Origin of the sequence: Paenibacillus alkaliterrae (assembly GCF_021532375.1) — a bacterium.
Taxonomy (GTDB): domain Bacteria; phylum Bacillota; class Bacilli; order Paenibacillales; family Paenibacillaceae; genus Pristimantibacillus; species Pristimantibacillus alkaliterrae.
This window is the reverse complement of sequence record NZ_JAKGAP010000010.1, coordinates 124,389-145,583: the sequence shown is the minus strand read 5'-3', so window position 1 is coordinate 145,583 and position 21,195 is coordinate 124,389. Positions and strand designations below refer to the sequence as shown.

The 21,195-nt window shown below is 46.6% G+C and carries 16 protein-coding genes; all 16 read left to right on the top strand.

Features of this window, described 5'->3' with window-relative positions; translation table 11 throughout:
• Positions 1-14: 14 nt before the first annotated feature.
• The 16 genes from L1N85_RS06160 to L1N85_RS06085 all read left to right on the top strand — a co-directional run bounded on the left by L1N85_RS06160 (position 15) and on the right by L1N85_RS06085 (position 21,148).
• Complete coding sequence (locus tag L1N85_RS06160; protein WP_235236063.1) at positions 15-2,117, top strand: YIP1 family protein; 2,103 nt, start codon at positions 15-17, stop codon at positions 2,115-2,117.
• A complete protein-coding gene (locus tag L1N85_RS06155; protein ID WP_235236061.1) occupies positions 2,114-4,468 on the top strand; it encodes a DUF5696 domain-containing protein in 2,355 nt (784 codons plus the stop codon). The genes L1N85_RS06160 and L1N85_RS06155 overlap by 4 nt, the downstream gene beginning before the upstream one ends.
• Entirely contained in the window at positions 4,447-5,307 is an 861-nt protein-coding gene (locus tag L1N85_RS06150; RefSeq protein WP_407946326.1) for a carbohydrate ABC transporter permease, read from the top strand. The genes L1N85_RS06155 and L1N85_RS06150 overlap by 22 nt, the downstream gene beginning before the upstream one ends.
• Positions 5,308-5,326: 19 nt before the next feature.
• Positions 5,327-6,298, top strand: coding sequence for a carbohydrate ABC transporter permease (locus L1N85_RS06145; protein WP_235236058.1), 972 nt, complete (start codon positions 5,327-5,329; stop codon positions 6,296-6,298).
• 127 nt (positions 6,299-6,425) lie between these two features.
• Positions 6,426-7,799, top strand: coding sequence for an ABC transporter substrate-binding protein (locus L1N85_RS06140; protein WP_235236056.1), 1,374 nt, complete (start codon positions 6,426-6,428; stop codon positions 7,797-7,799).
• Positions 7,800-8,089: 290 nt separating this feature from the next.
• On the top strand, positions 8,090-8,845 hold the full coding sequence (locus L1N85_RS06135) for a DMT family transporter (RefSeq protein WP_235236054.1): 756 nt from the start codon (positions 8,090-8,092) through the stop codon (positions 8,843-8,845).
• Between the two features lie 26 nt (positions 8,846-8,871).
• Entirely contained in the window at positions 8,872-9,690 is an 819-nt protein-coding gene (locus L1N85_RS06130; RefSeq protein ID WP_235236052.1) for an alkaline phosphatase family protein, read from the top strand.
• 202 nt (positions 9,691-9,892) lie between these two features.
• The gene (locus L1N85_RS06125) at positions 9,893-11,512 is read left to right on the top strand and encodes a response regulator (protein ID WP_235236050.1); all 1,620 of its coding nucleotides are present in this window, start codon (positions 9,893-9,895) and stop codon (positions 11,510-11,512) included.
• A complete protein-coding gene (locus tag L1N85_RS06120; protein WP_235236048.1) occupies positions 11,512-13,284 on the top strand; it encodes a cache domain-containing sensor histidine kinase in 1,773 nt (590 codons plus the stop codon). Before L1N85_RS06125 ends, L1N85_RS06120 begins: the two co-directional genes overlap by 1 nt.
• Positions 13,285-13,297: 13 nt before the next feature.
• Positions 13,298-14,287: a substrate-binding domain-containing protein gene (locus L1N85_RS06115; RefSeq protein WP_235236046.1), complete on the top strand. Its 990-nt coding sequence runs from the start codon at positions 13,298-13,300 to the stop codon at positions 14,285-14,287.
• Between the two features lie 29 nt (positions 14,288-14,316).
• A complete protein-coding gene (locus tag L1N85_RS06110; protein ID WP_235236201.1) occupies positions 14,317-15,588 on the top strand; it encodes an extracellular solute-binding protein in 1,272 nt (423 codons plus the stop codon).
• Between the two features lie 187 nt (positions 15,589-15,775).
• A complete protein-coding gene (locus tag L1N85_RS06105; protein WP_235236044.1) occupies positions 15,776-17,152 on the top strand; it encodes an ABC transporter substrate-binding protein in 1,377 nt (458 codons plus the stop codon).
• A 46-nt stretch (positions 17,153-17,198) separates the two neighbouring features.
• On the top strand, positions 17,199-18,152 hold the full coding sequence (locus L1N85_RS06100; RefSeq protein WP_407946325.1) for a carbohydrate ABC transporter permease: 954 nt from the start codon (positions 17,199-17,201) through the stop codon (positions 18,150-18,152).
• A 13-nt stretch (positions 18,153-18,165) separates the two neighbouring features.
• The gene (locus tag L1N85_RS06095) at positions 18,166-19,014 is read left to right on the top strand and encodes a carbohydrate ABC transporter permease (RefSeq protein ID WP_235236042.1); all 849 of its coding nucleotides are present in this window, start codon (positions 18,166-18,168) and stop codon (positions 19,012-19,014) included.
• 139 nt (positions 19,015-19,153) lie between these two features.
• Positions 19,154-20,023, top strand: a complete 870-nt coding sequence (locus tag L1N85_RS06090; RefSeq protein WP_235236041.1) for a sugar phosphate isomerase/epimerase family protein — start codon at positions 19,154-19,156, stop codon at positions 20,021-20,023.
• 24 nt (positions 20,024-20,047) lie between these two features.
• Positions 20,048-21,148 (top strand): Gfo/Idh/MocA family protein, encoded by a 1,101-nt coding sequence (locus L1N85_RS06085; RefSeq protein ID WP_235236039.1) that lies wholly within the window; start codon positions 20,048-20,050, stop codon positions 21,146-21,148.
• Positions 21,149-21,195 lie beyond the last annotated feature (47 nt).

Sequence of the window (21,195 nt, the reverse complement as noted above, 5' to 3'; positions counted from 1 at the left end):
ACGGAGGTTAAACGATGAAACTAAATCTAAGCAAATGGATGATATGCTTGGGGCTCGTTTGCTTGATTTCAATTGCATTCATACCGGCGAAGGCAAACGCGGATGTGCCTTATAGAACGTTCTTCGAGGATAGTAACGGCCGGAGTATTCCTACGCGGCCGGCTTATATCCCGGCAGGGGTTGTCGCGAAGGATATCTATGTCGATAACGGCAATGGCGAGATGGTTTACTCGCCGCTCAAAAGGCCGCAGGACATCTTTATTGACGGGAACGATCACATTTACATCGCAGATACGGATAACGACCGGATCGTTCATTTTGCCGCAGATGGGACTTTTGTGCAGGAAATCAAAGTGCCGGAAAGTCCTTTGAAGAGCCCGCAAGGTGTTTTTGCAGCGGAAAACGGGGACATCTATATCGCCGATACGGGAAATAAGCGTGTCGTCAAGCTTGATAAAAAGCTGCAGCTTCAACAAGAGTTTGCGCGTCCGCAGTCAAGCTTGATTAACGAGACTTTCATTTACGAACCGACGAATATGGTTGTCGACAGCAGAGGATTTGTTTATGTCGTTTCCAAAGGAAGCTATCAAGGCGTTATCCAATTCGAGCCGGGCGGACAATTTTTCGGGTTTTTCGGAGCGAATGCCACGGAAGTTAAAGTGATGGACGTGGTTCGAAAGCTTCTATACACCAAGGAGCAGCTTAGCAGACAGGTAAGGCTGCTGCCGCCCATTATCCGAAATATTGATATTGACCGGCAGGGCTTTATTTATACGGTATCCGGCTCATCCAAGGAACAAGTGAAAAAGCTGAATATTCGCAGTGAAAATGTATGGAAGGAATTGAGTTTCGGAGAGAAGCTCGCGTTCTCGCAGGAAGAAAGAGACAAAGAGGTGCAGCTGTCCGATCTTTCGGTCGATGCAAACGGAAACATTACGGTAATCGACAAAAATTTGAACGTGGTATCTCAATACGACGCCAGCGGCAAACTGCAGTTTTTTTGGAAAAGCCCGACTTCCTCGATGGCCATCATGGGGCTGAATCAAAGCCCGGTTGCCGTCGCAACGAACTCGCGCAATGAGCTGTTTATTTTGGACGATGCTTTAAATCTGGTGCAGCAATTAAAACCGACGCAGCTCGGAGCCGCAATCCATCAAGCGTTTATGCTTTCGCAAGGCGGCAAATACAAAGAGAGCGAGCAAAACTGGGAAGAGGTGGTCAAGCTTAACGCGCTTTTCTCGCCCGCCTATTACGGAATGGCGCAAGCGGCTTTTAACGAAGGCGATTACGAGAAAGCGAAAGACTTATATAAGCTTGCCGGGCATGGTCAAGGCTATTCGGATAGTTATTGGCAGCTTCGATTGTTATGGTTTCAAAAGCACTTCTCCCTGATCGCCAACAGCATGGTCATTTCACTCGTCGTGTTTTTCATTGCGGCGAGATTGAAACGAAAATATAAGATCGCCCTGCCTTCCAACCTTCGTTGGAAATGGCTGCGGCAAACGTTGATGAGACAGCTTAAGCATGCGTTCTACATTTTGAAGCATCCGCTCGAAGGATTCAGCGATCTCCGTTTCTTGAACCGCGGCGGATATTTAAGCGCATTTGTGCTGCTTGGCTCCACAGTGCTGATTCTCCTTGTCAAAACGTACTATACCGGGTTTTCGTTCAATCCGAAACCGGCTGCCGATATTAACGGAAGCTTAATCATGACGGGATTTTTGGTTTCCTGGACGTCTTGGGTCGTTTGCAACTACTTGATCGGTACGATCCAGCAAGGCGAGGCTCGCTTTAAAGACGTCTTTGTAGGGAGCTCCTATGCGCTATTCCCGTTTGTATTGCTAGCTCTTCCTTTGGCGCTCATCTCCAATGTGCTTACGCTGAGTGAAGGCTCGATCTATCAGGCTATCGAGTGGGGAATTTTAATTTGGTGCGGACTGCTCTTCTTCTGGAAAATTCAATCATTGCAAAATTACAGCGTCGGCGAAACGGTCGTCAACATCCTGCTGACGCTGCTTGCGATGGTTATTTTATGGGTGCTGGTATTCATCGTATTCGGACTCGCTTCGGAGCTTGCCGGCTTCATTTACACGATTTATCAGGAGGTGTCGAAGTGAAACGATTATTCGTCTCAAAGCGGGGTCTCATGACGGTTGTGGTTTGCATCGTTTCAATTGCGGCTCTGGCAAGCTTCGCTATTGCCGGGCCTCTTGCGGACAAACAACAAGATGAAGTTAAGGTTTCCGCGCAAGCCGCGGAAGCTAAGGACACTTCAGGAGCCTCCGCAGTTGTCAAACCGGCAGCTCCTAATCTCGATAAGGGAGAATATAAACAAATTGCGGAAAGCAAATATTTGACGCTAAAGGCGAATTCGGGTACCGGACATTTTACGGTTACCGATAAACGGACGGGACATGTATGGAAATCGTTCCCGGATGAGAAAGGCTACATCGAGAAAGAAAACCAGGGAAAATGGAAAGCCAATTTGGAATCTCCGCTCCTGTACAGTTACGTGGAATTTAACGTCCGGCAGGATTTGGCGAAGGAAGACAATTTGAAGGACGGGAAAGGGATCGTCTCCAAATTCGAAGCGACCGGTCAAGGCTTTAAGGTACAGTACGAAATTCCTGATCTGGGCTTTGTGATTCCGGCGGAAGTGCGTCTAGGCGACGACTACGTAGAAACCAAAATTTTGCAGGACGGACTGAAGGACGAAAGAGTATTCACAGAGGCAGAGCTGAAAACCAAAAAGGACAATGAAGCCAGGCTTGTCTCCGTGCGGCTGTTTCCATTCCTGGGAGCGCAAACCTCTGAAGAGGAGAACGGTTATTTGTTCCTGCCCGATGGCTCCGGCGCAATCGTCGAGTTCAAGAAGGACCGCGGCGGCACGAACAATTACTATAGTGAACGAGTCTATGGCGCAGATTGGGCATATAGCGCCAATACGATCTTCTCCATCCGAAAGCCGGTCAGAATGCCCGTCTTTGGCATAAAGTCAGGTAAACAGGCCATGATCGGCGTCATTCATGACGGCTCGGAGTATGCGAACCTGGTAGCGGCTCCTTCCAAAACCTTCAGCCAGTATAACTGGGTTACAGCTGAGCAAAATTTCAGGTTTATGTATTACCAATATACGAATACGAAAAAAACGGCAGGGTACGTTTCCTACACCAAAGATATAACGGCGTCGGACCGTTCCGTTCGGTACTATTTGATCGGTCGGAAGGACGCCGATTATGTCCAAATGGCTGCCCGGTACAGACAATATTTGACCGAAGAGCTCGGCATGCAGCCGCTTCAGGCGAACGGAAACAAGCTTGAACTGCAGCTGCATTTGCTTGGCGCCGATTCGGAACGCGGATTTCTGCGGGACTCCTATTTGCCGCTTACGACGACCCGCCAAGCACAAGAAATCGTTCAGGAATTGAACACGATCGGCATCGAAGGGATGTCCATCACCTACTTAGGCTGGCAAAGAAAAGGGTTTAGCCAATACGGCGGCAGCTTTCCTCTGTCAAGCAAGCTGGGCGGAAATGACGGTATGCAGCAATTCGTCGATTTTACTCATGCGAAGGGCTATGAAGTTTACCTTGATGCGTCATCCTATTCCTTCAACAATACCGGAAAAGACGGGTTTCGAAGAAACAGGGACGGGCTGCGCGATATCGGAGCCTCGGTGATGGAGTATTATACGCGAGGGAGTGATAAGAAAAATACGTTCGTCAGTCCAAGGTTCGCGGAGAAGGTCATCCTGGATGAATTGAGCAATGCGCAAGCATTGCATGTCGATGGGTATGTGTTCGGTCAAGGAATAGGTTCCCTCCTGAATACGGACTTCAATGAGAATTATGCCGCGACAAGGGAAGAGACGAAGCAAATTCAGCAGCGCATATTCGAAACGACGAAAAATGCGCTCGGCCATGTTCAAGTCGAGGACGGCAATGTATACGCCCTGCAATATGTTAACCACGTTCAGGGGCTGAACGACGATATTTCCAACGATCTGTTCGTCGATCGAGGGGTTCCGTTTGTACAAATCGCTTTGCACGGTCTTGTCACGTATTCTGCCAATTACGCAAACGACAGCGACGATTATGAGACAACCTTCTTGAAAGGGATCGAATATGGAGCCGTACCGTCATTCATCGTCACGTATGCGAAGTCGCAGCAATTGCTGAAAACGAGGTCGCTCGGGAAGTTCTACAGCACCTATTACAAAGATTGGCTGCAGGAGATGGCCATGCAATACCAACAGTATAATGAAGCGCTGGGGGATGTCCGGAATCAATTTATTACGGGTCATCGTTCGTTAGCGGACGGCGTCTTCGAAACGTCCTATGCGGGCGGCAAACGAATTGTAGTCAATTATAATGCGGAACCGTATGCAGGAAACGGATGGATTGTAAAGCCGAAAGACTTTGCCGTCGTCAAGCAGGGGGGGATAGAGTGGCTAAAAAACGGGTTATGACAACGAAGGTTTACAGTCATTTGGAAGGCATGCTGTTTATGGTCCCATGGCTGCTCGGTTTCATGATCTTCATGGCGTTTCCGCTTATATTCTCTCTGTATATGAGCTTCAACAATGTGAAGGTGCTTCCGACAGGGATGAAATACGAATTTGCAGGCGTTCAATTTTATAAAACGATCTTGATGGGGAGCGCCGAATTTTACGATCAGCTCATCCCTTTTTTACAGGAAGTCGTGATCATGGTTCCGGTTATCGTAATTTTTTCTTTGCTTATCGCCATTTTTCTAAATCAAAGGCTTAAGGGACGGTTTATGTTTCGCGCGATCTTCTTTCTTCCTGTCATTTTCTCGACTGGCGCTGTTCTGCAGCAGTTTATGGACCAGGAAGAAGGCGGACTCGGCTTCATGAGAAGCGAAATGATCGGCGGCTTTATGGATGCCTATATCGGGGGAAGCCCATGGGGCAAACCGGTACTCGCCGTTCTCGAACACTTTGTGTTGGTGTTATGGTATTCAGGCGTGCAAATCGTAGTGTTTTTGGCGGGACGCCAGACGATTCCCGCCTCCGCTTACGAATCCGCCAGAATTGACGGAGCCTCGCCGTGGGAGGTGTTTTGGAAGATTACGCTTCCGGCCATGTCGCCCTTCATTTTGCTTAATATCATTTATACCGTTGTCGACATGTTTACGTTCCCGTCCAATCCGGTCATTACGATGATAGGCACCGGTAATTACGGGTACAGCAGCGCGCTTGCCTGGATTTATTTCGTCATCGTTCTCGTGTTCCTCGCCAGCGTCCTGCTCATCTACGGCAGAGTGAACAGACAGCAGCGAATGTGATTATAAAGGGGGTGCAAGCATGAGTGTCGTGAAAATCAATGTACAAAAAGCAAAGAAAAACAAGCCCTTTTTCAGGCATGGCTTACGGTCCATACGCTACTTCATTCTGGGCAGGGAAGTGGATAAAGGTCTCATCTTTAAATTGTTGTTGTATTTGATTCTGATATCCACCTCTTATATTTACTTGAACCCGATTATTAAGATGATCGTGAGGATGCTCATGAACGCCAAGGATCTTATCGATCCTACGGTCACCTGGATTCCGTCATCGCTCTATTTCGGCCATCTCGCCACGGCATGGAATATTTTGCAATACTCCAAGTCGTTAACGATCAGCATTACGATTGCTTTGTCCGCTTCGGTACTTCACTGTATTTCATGCGGTTTGGCGGGCTATGCGCTCGCACGGCTTCAAGTTCCGTTTAAGAGGCTGGCTTTCTTTCTGCTGCTGCTTGCGTTTATTATCCCGCCGCAGGTCATCGTTTTGCCGACGATCCTGTTTTTCAGGGAAATAGGCTTGGACGGCAGCCTGTTCACCTTGATCATACCGGCTGCATTCGGCTTCGGCGTAAAAGGCTCGCTGTTTGTCTTCATCTTCAGACAGTTTTTTATGACTCAGCCGAAGGAGCTGGAGGAAGCGGCCAAAATCGACGGCGCCACCGCCATCAAATTTTATGTGAAAGTCATGCTTCCTTTGGCGAAACCAGCCATTCTTGTCGTCTTTTTATTTTCCTTCGTTTGGACGTGGAACGACACGTATTTGCCGAAAATGTTTCTGGCGAATGCGGCCGATGTTCCGCTCGCTACCCAAATGTCGCGTATGGGAACCTCTTTGGATGCTTTTATTGATACGGGAGGCTATCCGGAGTATGTGGCGGAGCCGATTAAGATGGCGGCAAGCTTCCTGACGATTTTTCCCCCGCTTCTCATCTATTTGTTTGCGCAGCGGTATTTCGTGGAGAGTGTGGAACGAACGGGATTGGTGGAATAGGACAACCGCTTACGCTTCACATAGATGATATCCTGCGGTTGGCAACGCGAGGGGGGGTAGTCCGGCGAAAAACTTGAGCAACGAAAGAGAAAGGCAATGTAAACCAATTTCAAGGAGGAGTCTTTCAATGAGGAAGCATAAGAGAAGCTTTACAATTTTCATGATGTTGTTCATGATCTTGTCATTGATCGTTTCAGCGTGTTCGTCAAATAACGGTGTATCGCCGAATTCGTCTTCTTCTTCAAACTCGTCAACGAACTCGCCGGAAGAAGATTCGGAGAATATTTCGGAAATCAAATTAACGAAATTTTCCAACGAACCGGTGACGCTTAAAGTGGCGACTCCATGGGGAAATGATTATTTCATGTCGCGAATAGGCAACTTTATTCAAGAAAAGATGCCGCACATCACCTTGGAACACGTTGACTGGGACGGTACGCCGGAGAAGATGCAGGAACTGTTCGCGGCGCAAGTCGTTCCGGATGTACTGCTCGCCTTTACCGGACAGAAGCCGCTCGAGGATTTGGAGATGGTATTTCCTTTGGACGAGATGCTGGAGGTATACGGCTTTGATATCGACACGATCGACCCCGCTGCAGTTGCTGAAATGCGCGCGCGGGACTCGCAGGACAGACTGGTCGGTATGCCGCAGGAAATGGGCTATTTGGGACTCCATTATAATAAAGAAATATTTGATAAATTCGGGGTGGATTATCCCCAGGAAGATATGACATGGGACGCGGTTCTTGATCTTGCGAAGAGGATGACGGCCGAGCGGGAGGGCGTTAAATATCGCGGTTTGGTATTCGGCGACGCCGCCCCATTGCTGCAATTATCGGTTACGAAAACAGACCCGGAAACCGGGGAAGTGCTGCTGACGAAGGATCCGAAATTCACGAAATATATGGAACTCATGAAAAAGTATTACGAAATTCCAGGCATCAATGATCCGGAGGCGACAGGATCGTTCGAGGATAAAACAGTTGCCATGAGCGTCAACTGGCACGGATTATTGACGTGGTTCGGCGGCGAAACGGAAGAGGAAGCCTTGGAATATCAGAAGCAAATGGATATTGTTCCGCTTCCATCGTGGCCTGATTTGCCGAATACCTCGACGGTTCCGATAGGGATCCATCCGTGGGTCATCAACAGCTTCAGCGAGAAGAAGGAAGCCGCGCTGCAATTTTTGATCGAGAGCGTATCGGGCGAGTACCAAACCAAGATGGCCAAGTCGGGAACCCCTACCGTTCTCGCGGATAAAGAAATAAAAGCCCACTTTGGCACCGAACTCGCAAGGTTTGCCGGGAAAAACATCGGCGCTTTCACGAAAAACAAACTCGCGGAGCCTCCAGCGAGAAACAGCCACTGGGACCGTTATGTCAATCTTGATATGAAAGTATTTACGGAGTCTGATATGAACATATCGGAGTTTTTACGTAAAGTGGAAGAAGAATCCCAAATGAAAATCGAGGATGCCATGGCTCAAGAAGCGGCCAAGTAGGAATAGTCGATTCAATAAGGTTAAAGAGGCGCATGCTTGGCTTGCGCCTCTTTAATTATGTGCGCCTAGCATCAGAGTTAAGTGATTGAACGTGGATTTAGTTGTTATTAGTTGTTTTATGTTGACTTTGTAAAGGCCGGCAAGTATGATAAATAAGGTAAGCAATTAATCCTTCGGGGGAGGGTTACGCGATTTCCTTTGCTATCATACTTGTTTTATGCTCGGGATTGACACATGCTATTTGGAATCTGTTTACCAAAACAAGCAGGAATAAAAGTGTTTTTCTGTGGTTGATTCATATTACATCGTTTGTGCTCCTTCTCCCCTATTTCATTGCCGATGTCGCCGGCAGCTCCATTTCGTTAAACGGTTACATGTTCATGGCGTTATCGATGGCTTTCCAAATGGGGTACATATTTTTGCTGCCGATTGTTTATCGGGCAGGGGATATGTCGCAAATGTACCCCATTATGCGAGGTATAGGCGCACTTCTCGTGCCGCTCTTCAGCGTATGGATTTACGACGAATCGTTGTCGCCTGTCGGATGGTTTGGTGTGAGCTGTATCGTTGCAGGGATGTTTGCCCTTAGCGGTTTTATGAAGAAGCCGTATAAGGCTTCGGTGAGCTTTCGGAACATCCTGCCCGCCCTAATGGTCGGTTTATGCATTACCGGGTACGTGATGACAGATAAGATGGTGCTGCAATCCTTGTCGCCGCTATCTATACTCGAGCTTAGCAACATGGCCTATGTCATCGTGTTGAGCCCAGCTGTTTTCCGTTCCGGGAAAGTCATGGAAGAATGGCGTGGAAATAAAGCAACCATTTTATTGGGGACGATTTTATCACCCGGCTCGTACCTGCTGTTCTTATTTGCCATGGAGCTTGCGCCGTTGTCGCATTTAGCTCCCATTCGTGAAATTGGCACTGTGTTCGGTGCGATGCTCGGCGTTTTTTTGTTGAAAGAATCGAATGGCAGAAACCGAATTCTGTTATCAACGGTCATTACACTGGGAGTTATTATGATAGGGATCTGGGGAAGCCCATAATTCATGCATAAGGGGAGAAATGAATCATGGAAAAAATAGCTAGGGTGTTCATTATTGGTTGGGACGGTGCGGGCAATTTTGTAAAAGCCGCCCATACACCGAATTTGGACCGGTTAATTCGAATGGGGACGTTTGGGTTTGACGCGCAAACCGTTTCACCGACGATTAGCGCGCAATGCTGGGGTTCGCTTCTGCACGGCGTAGGACCGGATAAGCATGGTCTGACTAATGAAATAGTCAGCGAGGATACGTATCCGGAAAATTCGCCGTATCCATCCATTTTTCAAATCGTTCGGGACAGTGTCCCTGATGCCAAAATGGTGGCATTCAGCGCCTGGAATCCGATCAATCACGGCATCATCGAATCGTCAATCGGCGTTCATAAAGTATCCATGAACGACCGCGACCTCTCGCTGGCCGCAGCCGCATACATCCGTGAAAATCCAGATTTGAAGCTGATGTTTATCGGATTAGATTTACCTGATGCAGGGGGGCACCAATATGGATACAATACGCCCGGTCAACATCAGGCAATCGAAGAGACGGACGAGAACACGGGAATAATTATACGGGCCATTGAAGAAACAGGCCTTCTGACAGACAGTTTGATCATTGCAGTGACCGATCATGGCGGAGGAGGAGAGCATTCTCACAGCCATGGCAGCGATCACCCGTCTGACAAAACGATCTTCTGGGGCTGCGCCGGTCCCGGGATCAAGCCTGACTCACCGCTGCAAGGAGACTTCGTCATCACGGACACGGCGGCTGTCGTCATCCGCGCGCTTGGTCTTACTGCTCCTTCCGCATGGGAAGCGAAGCTGCCGGAAGGTCTTTTCTTCATTTAAGTCCTCACCTGTTTGTCACGGCAAGATTGGAACGCAAGAGGCCTTCGAACCGCCGGTTCGGAGGTCTCTTGCGTTATTGCTGCGTAATAAGTATTGCTAATTGCCATGCACGTATGTAAAATTCTAAATGTATCCGTTTTCAAGCTTTTTGGTTTACGCTGCGAATCTGGAATCAGCGTTTCGTATGGAGGTGGAAAGCTCTATGTATAAAATCATGCTTGTTGATGATGAAGCGGAAGTGAGAGAAGGTATAAAAGAGAGCATCGATTGGAAGCGGCACGGCTTTGAATTGGTAGGAGATTATGCAAGCGGCTGTGACGCGATTGAAGCGGTGATAGAGCTTAAGCCGGATCTTGTTTTGTCTGATATTTGTATGCCGTTTATGGATGGGCTGGAATTGACCAGGCAGATTCAGTTGAACGACCCTTATATTAAAGTGATTATCCTGACCGGTCATGATGATTTCGACTATGCCCAGCAGGCGCTGCGCTTAAAAGTTACCGATTTTATCGTAAAGCCCATTACGGCCAACGAACTTCGCGGACTGTTGGACAAGGTCAAGCTTGAAATGGATAAGGAAACGGAAAATCGCGAAAATCTCTCTCAGCTCAAGATGCAACTTCATCAAAGCTTGCCGTTGTTGAAGGAACGGTTTCTGGAGCGGATGATCAACTTCTCTTTATGCGATTCCGAAATTCAGGAGAGGTTTCAATATTTCCGCATTCAGCCTATGTCCCCGCCTTATCTTGTCGTTGCGATAGATATTGATTATTTAAGTGAAACAAGAAAAGGGAGGTGGGGGAACGACCCGGAGCTTATCCCATTTGCCGCCTTCAATATTCTCGAAGAGGTTACGGAGAGGAAAGATGCGATCATTTTTCGTACGAGGGAAGAAAAAATGATTGCCATATTTTTCGGCGAGGAAGAAGAAGGACTGTATGAAGCTGCTTTTAACCTATCTGAAGTGATCCGTTTCTGCATGGAGAAATATTTAAAATACACGGTTACCGTGGGGATAGGCATGGTTAGCAGAACCTTATGCGAGCTTCCTCTCTCTTACAAAGGCGCGGTCTCCGCTCTTGATTATCGTTTGCTGCTAGGTAATAACAGGGTCATCAGCATTCGCGATATGGAAAGTACAAATACATCCTTGCAACCACTGGATATCGAATGGAACCGTAAATTTTCCACTATTATAAAAACGGGTACGTTCACGGAAGCCAAAGCTCTGATCGAACAGCTAATCGGAAACTTGAAAGCTTCCTTGATGCCTATCGAAGCTTGTAATCTCCAAATTCAAACCATTATTTTCGCTATTATGAACACGATTCACGAGCTGGTGGGAAATGATATCGCTCATTTTAAAGGACATGGCATTTTACTGAAAGATATCAACCAGTTCAAAACGTTGGATGAAATCGAAAAATGGTTGAAGGAGATTTGCAACGAGACGATTTCCTATATTTCGGATCAGCGTAAAGACCTTACGCAATTGCAGGTTCAGCGCGTGATCGACTATATCGAGCAGCATTATCATGATGAAAATCTTTCTCTGCAGATGCTCTGCAGACACGTACATATGAGCAAGAGCTATTTCAGTTTGCTATTTAAGCTGCAAACGGAACAAACGATAATGGAATATGTAACGCGCGTCCGGGTTGGGAAGGCGAAAGAGCTGTTGCAGCATACTGCGTTGAAAGCGTATGAAATCGCCGCGAAAGTAGGCTATAGCGATCCCCAGTACTTCAGTGTTTTGTTCAAAAAGCATACAGGCTCAACCCCTACCCATTACCGGGAAATGCTGAAGAGGGAGAAGTCTTGATGAGACAAGGAAGGAATGTCGGTTTCGATCTATTCAAATTCAAAAGCATCCAATCGAGTATTTCCGTCGCCTTCTCTTGCTTGATCTTGTTTTCCATAGCGATCACAAGCGTTATTTCTTATTTTTTGTCAGCTAACGCGGTTGAGGAAAATTCGGAGCATTACATAAAAGAAATCATCCAGCAGGTTAATGTCAACATCCAGTCCTACATTACCAATATGGAACACATAGGCATGCTTGCTCTAACGAACAAGGATGTGAAGTATTACTTCTCGGATACAGGCTTCATCAGTGAAGCGGCCCGAAGACCGTATGAGAAAAGAATTTCCGATTTATTTCAATCGATATTAATTTCCCGCAAAGATATTGCTTCAATCATGGTGTTTGGCTATAACGGCCGGTTCGTCTCCGATCGCAGGATTACAAGCTTGAATCCGAACGCCAGGATCGAGGAGCAGCCTTGGTACAAAAATGCGAAAAAAGAGGGTGGAAAATCCATCATCTCTTCCCCCCACGTGCAGAACATTATTCAGAATGAGTACCGCTGGGTCGTATCGCTCAGTCAAGAGCTGAAGAGCCTGGACGGCATGACGGGAGAAGGCATTTTTCTGGTTGATTTGAACTTGAGCGTTATTAACGAAATATGCAGTCGCATCAACATGGGAAACAAGGGATACGTATTCATCATCGACAAGGATGGGAATATCGTTTATCACCCGCAGCAGAAGCTCATTAACAGCAATCTGAAGACGGAATTGATCGACAAGGTCAAAAACGAAACCAGCGGCAGCTTCATGACGGACGAAGGCGGGGGGAAACGGATTTACACGATCCAGGAGACCCATTTCGGATGGAGAATAGTCGGAGTTGCTCATACAGGGGAGCTAATCTCCAATCGGTACCAGATCAGGCTGTCCTATATTTTATGGAGCCTCCTCGCACTAGCGATCGCACTGCACCTCTCTTTCTTCATCTCCCGGCGGCTGTCGCAACCGATCAAGCTGCTCCAGGGAAAGATGAAGCAGGTAGAGAAGGGAGACTTCGACATCCGGTCGGAGATCGACAGCCAGAATGAGATCGGACAATTGGGACGAGCTTTCAATATCATGGTAGGCAGAATCAAGGATTTGATGAACCAAATTATTCAAAACGAGGAATTCAAGCGAAAGAGCGAATGGCAATTGCTTCAATCGCAAATCAATCCCCATTTTTTGTACAATACATTGGATTCGATTATTTGGATGGCGGAACGGAAAAAACATGAGGAGGTTGTTCTGATGACTTCTTCCTTGGCCAAGCTGTTTCGCGCTATCATCTATAAAAATAATGAAACGGTTCCTGTTCGCGTGGAGCTTGAGCATATTACAAATTATTTGTTGATTCAAAAGATGAGATACAAGGATAAGCTCGACTTTCAAATCGACGTGGATCCAAGTATTCTTGATTACCAAATCCCCAAAATTATTTTACAGCCTATTGTGGAAAATGCCATCTATCACGGTATCAAAAAAAAGCTGGAGTCTGGAACGGTAAAAATAACCGGGATGGAACAGGGAGAAAACATCGTATTCGTCGTTTCGGACGATGGGATCGGGATGGATTCGGAGAAATTAAGACAAGTATTGATGCTGACACATACTTCAAACAAAGGTATTGGGGTTAGCAATGTGAATGAACGAATCAAACTATTGGGAAGGGAGTACGGCCTCACCTTCAAGAGTGAACAGTGGGAAGGCACCGAGGTTACGATCGTACTCCCGAAATTTATATAGAAAGGAGATACAGATGACTATCAGAAAGCCGGTTCTTCTAGCGGTGTTTCTCATTATCGTGATCGGATTCTTTGCCGTATACGGCATAGAAGCATTTCGGTTAACGAATCCAAAAGAAACGAGAATTACTATCGTACTGAAAACGAACCATGTTCACTCGGAATTTTGGCAAACGGTTAGCACAGGCGTACAGGCAGCAGCAAAGGAATTCGGAGTTATAATCGATATCAAGGGGCCGTTGTCGGAAATGGATTCAGATGAACAAATCCGGATGATTGACGAAGCGATTGCGCAAAAGCCCGACGCCTTCATTCTCGCTGCAGCCGATTACAGCAAGTTCGCTCCTTCTGCGGAAAAAATAAGAGAGTCGGGAGCCAAACTAATCCTGATCGACTCGCCCATCCCTATCAACTGGGCGGATAGTTTTCTTGCAACCGACCATGTCGAAGCGGGAAAAAAAGCGGGAATTAGTTTGGCAGGGCATGGGAACGGCGAATCTTTCAAAGTAGTGGCGATTGGCGATAGGAACGGGACCGCTGCCGAAGAAGAACGAGAGGCAGGATTTAGACAAGTGCTTTCAGATTTACCGGAAGTCGAATACGTCGGCGTTTATTATTTTGAAGGTACGGAGGATACAGCATACGAACGGGTCAAAAAGCTGCTTACTTTATATCCCGACATCCAAGGCATTATCGCTTTGAATGAGAAGGCGACATTGGGGGCAGCCAAGGCTATTAAAGAAAAGAAATGGGCTCAAAAGATTAAGATCATCGGTTTCGACAGCTCCATTTATGTGATTAAGCTTCTGGAGGAAGGCATCATACACGCGACAGTCGTACAAAAGCCGTTCAATATGGGGTATTTATCCATTGAAACCGCGGTGAAGGCCCTGAACGGGGTGAAAGTAAACCCAAGGGTAGACTTAGGCTCCAATGTCATTACCAGTGACAATATGTATACGAAAGAAAATCAGGAGCTTCTCTTTCCCTTAGTGGAAAAATAGCTGTGCGGAGGAGGTGCGGATTGATCCTAATGAAAAATGTAATCATAGGCAATAAGGCTTCGTCTCTCGCTTTGCTTCTGCTAATACCTCTTTTATTCACCGGATGCATAGGGGGCTACGATCAACCGGCTGTTGCGCCCGAATCCGGCACGAGGGCATCGATAACATTCGTCGCAGCAGAATACAGCTCGTCTACAAAGCCTTTTTTTGAAAACCTTGTGAGAGATTTCGAAACGAGATATCCAAACATCGAGATCGAATTGCATGTCATTAATTGGGATTTTCTAGATGCTGCTTATTCATCCATGATTAGCAGAAACCAACCTCCTGATTTGCTGCTCTCGAATAGCTACGCGCACTTCGCGAAGGATGGCTTGTTGAATAACATAGAAGAGCTGCTCTCCCCCGAGCTGAAGGAGAAATTATATCCATTCCTATTCAATACCGGTAAAATGGATGGTGTGCAATATGCGGTTCCATACGCAGCGACCATTCGGGAGCTGTATTACAACAAAGATATTTTTGAGGACATTGGCATGGAAGAAACCCCGAAAACATGGGAGGAGCTGGAGAATACGGCTCGTATTATCATGGACAAGACCGAAGCAGAAGGCTTCGGTGTGGATTTTACAGATAATGAGATTTGGGCGTATCTCTCCTACTTTTTCTTCGGTGCGGGCGGAGGCTGGATGAAGGATGGCAAATGGGCGATCAATTCGCCGCAAAATGTGAAAGGGTTAACGTTCCTGAAGGAGCTTTACGAGAAAGGATTAACAGACGCGGAACCTGCAGTGACGACTCGCGATGAGAAACAACGCATTCTCGGAAATGGCAAATTAGGAATGATGATTTCGGGCAATTATTTTGAGTCGGTCGTACCAAAGGAGTTTCCGGGATTAAAATGGGCAAAAGGGCCAATCCCCGTTAAGGAGGGACAGACTCCTCTCATACACGGTGTTCAAGATGTCATGATATCATTCAAAACGGATCATACGAATAAAGAAGCGCTGTCCTTATTTCTCGATTTCCTCTATGAAGATGCAAGATACGAAGAATTTGTCCTCAGGGAAGGGTTCCTGCCTGCAATCCGTACGGTTGGAGAGAAGCTCTCGTCCAATGACAAAATAATGAAACAAAATATCGATTCCATCATGAATGCCAGGTTTTATCCGATCGATAATCCAGCTTGGTCCGCCGTTCGGAACGCAACGAAAAGTATGGGGGAGGCCGTTTTGCTCGGCCAAATGACTCCCAAACAAGCGCTCGACCGATTGCAGCAAATTGCCCTAAACAAAAGCTGATCATTTATATGCGAGAAAAAGGCAGGCCGGAATAATTGTTCCGGCCTTTTTCTCATGGTGAACGCGTGCGCAAGAAAGTACGTTTTTCAACTACTTGCAGGACTAAATTCAATGGCTGTACGATCTCTGAAACCATATGATTAAGCTGTACCAAACAACAGATAAACATTCTAAGGAGGTCGTCGCTATGACGAAAAGATCAAAGTTTTTGAAAGCATGGAGTCTGGTTTTATTGATCGGTATGCTCTCATTGGCAGGATGTGGAAGCAACAATGCAAACAATCCCGAGCCTACGACGAAGCCCACGGACAGCCCGCAAACTACGGACAACGCAAATGAGGGGGCAGTGAAGCTTACTGGCGATTTCGAGATCCAATATTTTGTCGGCGGATATGGCGATGCATGGTGGAAGCAGGTCATTTCCGAATTTCAACAGCTGCATCCTGAATTGAAAATCAAGGAATCGGCCGGTGCAAAAATCAATGAGCAAATGAAGCCTCGCTGGATTCAAGGCAGCCCGCCCGATTTCGTTTACATTGACGGAGCTGGCTCCAACACCAGACAAATGGTGACGGACGACCAACTCATGGACATTACAGATTGGCTTAAGGAAGCTGAAAACGCAGATGGGAAAAAAATTCTCGATCTTCTTATTGCGCAGCCTGAGGAATACCAATCAGGAAAATTCCATGCCGTTCCGCTTGTATTTGGTTCCTGGGGGACGTTCTATGATAAAGCTTTGTTTAAGGAAAAGGGTTGGGAAGCGCCAACGGACTTTGAAAGCTTCCTGGCTCTAGGCGACAAGATTAAAGCGGAAGACGAGATGAGCGTTTATATCCACACAGGTGTTTACCCGTACTATATTAACGGTGCCTTGCTAGACCCTGCTATCGTTGCAATGAACAACTATGACACCTCTATCATTAAACGTATCAATTCCCTCGAAGAGGGTGTGTGGAAGAGTGAACCTGTTGTGAAGGCGCTTAATCAGATTGTGGAAATGAGCGAAAAAGGTTTTATTGACAAAGGATCACCTGCCCTGAACCATACGGATTCCCAGTCTCAATGGCTGCAGCACAAAGCGGCGTTTATTCCGACCGGTATTTGGGTGGAGAGCGAAATGGCAAATGATATTCCGGATGGGTTCGAGTTCGGATTTCTGCCGTCCATCGGTCAAGATAATGGCGGCAAGTTCGTGGCTAACCCTTATATCTCCACAGTGGCCATTGCGAAGAAAGCGAAAAACCCTGAAGCGGCCAAAGCATTCCTGCAATATATTTATACAGAGAAAAACGGTAAGGCATGGGCCGAATTATCAAAGGCTCCTTCGAACATCAAGGCGGACCTTGAGGGAACGAATGCACCGGCTTTAACGAAAGAGGCAGCAAAGTATTATAATTCTCCGAACACGGTCGTTTCGCCTGAGGTTGTTATTCCAGAGGAACTGGTAACTGCGAGAAATAATGCAACAGTCGCACTAACCAAAGGTGAAATTACTCCGGAGCAGTGGGGAGATCGCTTGGAGGAAGCGACTGCAAAAATTCGCGCCAAAGAACAAAAATAAGCGAATAAAATGAGGGGGGTCCCCCCCTTATCGATTGGAGGAAAGTATGAAAGAGAGAACAGCAGCCGCAACCGTTATGACCAAGCAGAAAGTAAGTACAAGAATCGGAACAGCGAAGACGAAGCGGAATTTGTTTATCGCATCCTTTATTCTTCCAACATTGCTCCTTTATCTCGTATTTACCGTTTATCCGATGTTTAAAGGCATTTATCTCAGTTTATTCGATTGGTCGGGCGGTTCTGAAACGTATAACTTTATCGGCCTTGCTAATTTCAAGGAAATGTTGGATGACGGAATTATTTTGAAAGCGATAAGAAACGACTATATCCTCGTAGTCGGCAAAGTGATCGGATTTATGATGATGTCGATGTTTTTTGCGGTGGCCCTGACCCGCTTTCATATCAAAGGCTCGGGGTTTTACCGTATCGTCTACTTTATCCCCAATGTACTTTCCATCGTTGTCGTCGGGGTGCTTTGGCGTTATGTGTATAATCCTAATCTAGGATTTTTGAACTCCTTGATCTCCTTATTTACGGAAAAACCGTTCGAATTCGCATGGCTGGGAGATAAATGGTCGATATTTGCGCTTCTGCCGCCCTCGATTTGGGCTGGTATCGGCTTTACGATCATTTTACTTGTTGCCGGTATCCTCAGCATACCGTCGTCGTTATTCGAAGCGGCCGACATAGACGGGGCTTCGCAATGGAACCAATTCTGGCTGATCACCCTTCCGCTTACGTGGGAACAAATGAAGACATCCGTGCTTTGGATTGTAATGACTACGTTAAATGGCTCTTTTGTTATCGTAACGATTATGACCTTTGAGGGCGGAGTAGACAATGCAACGCAGGTTATGGGTTCCTATTTGTACATGAATGCCTTCAAATTCGGCAAATTTAGCTACGGGTCTGCGATTGGCGTCCTTATCCTGGTTCTCTCTTTAATTACGACTGCAACTCTTCAGAGGCTGATGAAGAGAGATACAATAGAATTGACGTAGAGGGGTTATAGGTATGAACAAAGGGATAAGAAATCCTGGATTCCGTTTATTTTTTAAGCTCAGTCTTATGGTTTGGGCTGTTTGTGTCCTTTATCCGCTGATTTGGACGATCTTTGGCGCGCTGAAAGACAATCAGCAGTTTTTCCTGGGCAAGCCCTGGAACCTTCCGAAGCTTCCTTTACTATGGTCCAACTTTTCGTATGTGTGGGAGAAGTACAACTTCGGCGATTATTTTGTGAATTCTCTTGTGGTGACTTTAGTGAGCACGATATTGGGTGTTCTTTTATCGGCTACGACGGCCTACGCCATCGCTCGGTATACGTTTAGAGGAAATGGATTGCTTTACTATTCTTATCTTTCGTATATGATGATTCCGACGTTTCTTGGGATCGTTCCGTTATTCTTTTTGCTGAACGATTTTCATCTGACGAACAAATTATTCGGACTTATTTTGGTCTATATGATAACAGCAGTGCCGTTCGCTGTTTTCGTATTGGTCGGTTTTTTCAAATCGCTGCCAAAAGAGCTGGAAGAAGCGGCCGCGATCGATGGCGCCTCTCATTACGCAACCTTCTTCCGTATCATGCTGCCGCTCGCCAAACCGGGGCTAATTTCTGTAGCCATTATTACCGTACTAAACATTTGGAATGAGTATGTGTTCGCACTTGTCCTTGTCAACGATCCGACGAAATATACGATGCCGGTAGCCATTGCCGTATTGCAGGGTGAAATGCAGTACAGGACAGAATGGGGACCACTCTTTGCTGCGCTGTTCATTTCGATGGGACCGATTTTATTATTTTACATTATATTTCAAAGACAAATTACCGAAGGTATAACAGCCGGGGCTTTAAAAGGATAGTTTATGTTTTGATAGTGCGGAAATTCAAAAGTGGGATGTCGGATCTGTGAAAGATATAAAGGCTGCAGTATTCTATCATAATAGACATGAAAGATTGTAACAGCCGAATTATCAAATCGAGACGGAGGTATGTCGTAAAATGACCATTGCAGCAGGTATTAATATTTTTTCGGTTTACAGGGAACTAGGTGAAGATTACTTTGGCACACTGGAGAAGGTCGCCGCTGCGGGATATGCAAATATTGAGCTTATCGGATTCAACATGAAGACGTTTACACGATACATCGATGAAATTCCTATGGAATCGGTTAGAGATAAAATCCGAGAGCTTGGTCTTAAGGCGGTATCTGTTCACGAGGGTACGGCACCGGGTCAAGAACTGATTTCGCATGATTGGGACTCCGTCATGAAGTATTATGCCGGTCTTGAGTGCGAAGGCATCGTACTCCCGTCCGTCTGGATTAAAGACCGTGAGGACACGCTAAGAACCGCTGAACAGATGAACAGCGTCGGCAAGAAAATGAAAGAGGGCGGCTTTCAGTTCTATTTGCACAATCATGCCCATGAGTTTAAAACAATCGATGATCAAACGCTGTTCGATCTGCTTTTGCAAAATACGGATCCATCCTATGTGAAATTTGAACTTGACCTGGCATGGGTGATGCGTGCAGGAATAGATCCGATTGCCGTCCTTGAGAAGCTGGGAGATCGCTGCGATATGATCCATCAGAAGGATTTAAGCAGAAACCTTGCAAGCCAGCTTAATATTATGGAGGCTATGCGGCAGGGCGGCGACGAAGCGCTTGAATCATTTGAAGTCTACCGGAAATATGTAGGTCCTGGCGATTTCGTCGATCTCGGCACCGGTATTTTCGATTTCGCCGCCGTATACGAGCAAATCCGGTCAATGGGGCATGTCCGTTATGCGCTCGTAGAGAACGAGGGCGAGTCGGAGGACAAGTTTGGCAGCATCCGCAAAGATCTAACCTTACTGCAGAAATATGTATAGACTAATAAAGGAGGAGATTTTAATATGAACAGTAGAAAATTGAAGATCGGAATAATCGGCTGCGGCGGCATTGCCAATCAAAAACATATGCCATCGTTAGCCAAGCTTACACAATTGGGCGAAATGGTTGCCTTCTGTGATGTTATTGAAGAGAGTGCCAAGAAAGCGGCCAAAGATTTTGGAAGTGAAAATGCTAAGGTTTATGTCGATTATAAACAATTGTTAAAAGATGAATCCATCGATGTTGTCCATGTCCTGACCCCTAACCTGCAGCATTCCTATATAACGGTAGATGCGCTGGAAGCAGGCAAGCATGTCATGTGTGAAAAACCGATGGCCATCAATTCGATTGAAGCCAAAAAAATGGTGGATGCCGCAAAGCGCACGGGTAAAAAACTGACGATCGGTTACCAGAACAGGTTCAGAAACGATTCGCAGATTTTGCATAGAGCATGCCGCGAGGGTGAGCTTGGAGATATTTATCTGTCCAAAGCGCATGCCGTCCGCAGACGGGGAGTGCCTACTTGGGGCGTATTTCTTGACAAAGAGCAGCAGGGCGGCGGGCCGTTAATTGATTTAGGAACCCATGCGCTGGATTTAGCCTTATGGTTCATGGACAACTATAAGCCGATATCGGTTTCCGGCTCTGTTTTTTATAAAATGGCGGACAAGTTTGAAGGCAATATGATGGGCCCATGGGATCCAGAGAGATATGATGTGGAAGACTCCGCTTTCGGATTCATCAAGATGGAAAACGGCGCTACGATTTTCTTGGAAGCGGCGTGGGCGCTAAACACAACCGATGCCAGAGAAGCTATGACAACACTTTGCGGAACGGAGGGCGGAGCGGAAATGAGAGCCAGTTCTGTTCTAGGCAAAAGTGATGTGATTTTTAATAGTACCAAGTATGGTCAGCTTGTAGAAACGAAGCCATCCTTCAGCGGAGGCATCGCTTATTTCGGTCCGGGTGCCGAGGAGGAGGGTGTGAAAGAGGCGAGACAATGGCTTGAAAGCATTATTAACGATACAGAGCCTCTCGTCAAACCGGAGCAAGCCTATGTCGTCACGCAAATATTAGAAGCCATTTATACCTCAGCCGAAACGGGTAAAGTCGTAGAATTTTAAAAGAATAGAGAAAAGCAGACCTTTCCGCCACTTGGGAAGGTTTTTCT

Coding starts and splice junctions, on each gene's coding strand:
- L1N85_RS06160 (WP_235236063.1), top strand. CDS start 15: ATGAAACTAAATCTAAGCAAATGGATGATATGCTTGGGGCTCGTTTGC.
- L1N85_RS06095 (WP_235236042.1), top strand. CDS start 18,166: ATGAACAAAGGGATAAGAAATCCTGGATTCCGTTTATTTTTTAAGCTC.
- L1N85_RS06110 (WP_235236201.1), top strand. CDS start 14,317: ATGAAAAATGTAATCATAGGCAATAAGGCTTCGTCTCTCGCTTTGCTT.
- L1N85_RS06100 (WP_407946325.1), top strand. CDS start 17,199: ATGAAAGAGAGAACAGCAGCCGCAACCGTTATGACCAAGCAGAAAGTA.
- L1N85_RS06090 (WP_235236041.1), top strand. CDS start 19,154: ATGACCATTGCAGCAGGTATTAATATTTTTTCGGTTTACAGGGAACTA.
- L1N85_RS06115 (WP_235236046.1), top strand. CDS start 13,298: ATGACTATCAGAAAGCCGGTTCTTCTAGCGGTGTTTCTCATTATCGTG.
- L1N85_RS06125 (WP_235236050.1), top strand. CDS start 9,893: ATGTATAAAATCATGCTTGTTGATGATGAAGCGGAAGTGAGAGAAGGT.
- L1N85_RS06145 (WP_235236058.1), top strand. CDS start 5,327: ATGAGTGTCGTGAAAATCAATGTACAAAAAGCAAAGAAAAACAAGCCC.
- L1N85_RS06130 (WP_235236052.1), top strand. CDS start 8,872: ATGGAAAAAATAGCTAGGGTGTTCATTATTGGTTGGGACGGTGCGGGC.
- L1N85_RS06140 (WP_235236056.1), top strand. CDS start 6,426: ATGAGGAAGCATAAGAGAAGCTTTACAATTTTCATGATGTTGTTCATG.
- L1N85_RS06085 (WP_235236039.1), top strand. CDS start 20,048: ATGAACAGTAGAAAATTGAAGATCGGAATAATCGGCTGCGGCGGCATT.
- L1N85_RS06105 (WP_235236044.1), top strand. CDS start 15,776: ATGACGAAAAGATCAAAGTTTTTGAAAGCATGGAGTCTGGTTTTATTG.
- L1N85_RS06120 (WP_235236048.1), top strand. CDS start 11,512: ATGAGACAAGGAAGGAATGTCGGTTTCGATCTATTCAAATTCAAAAGC.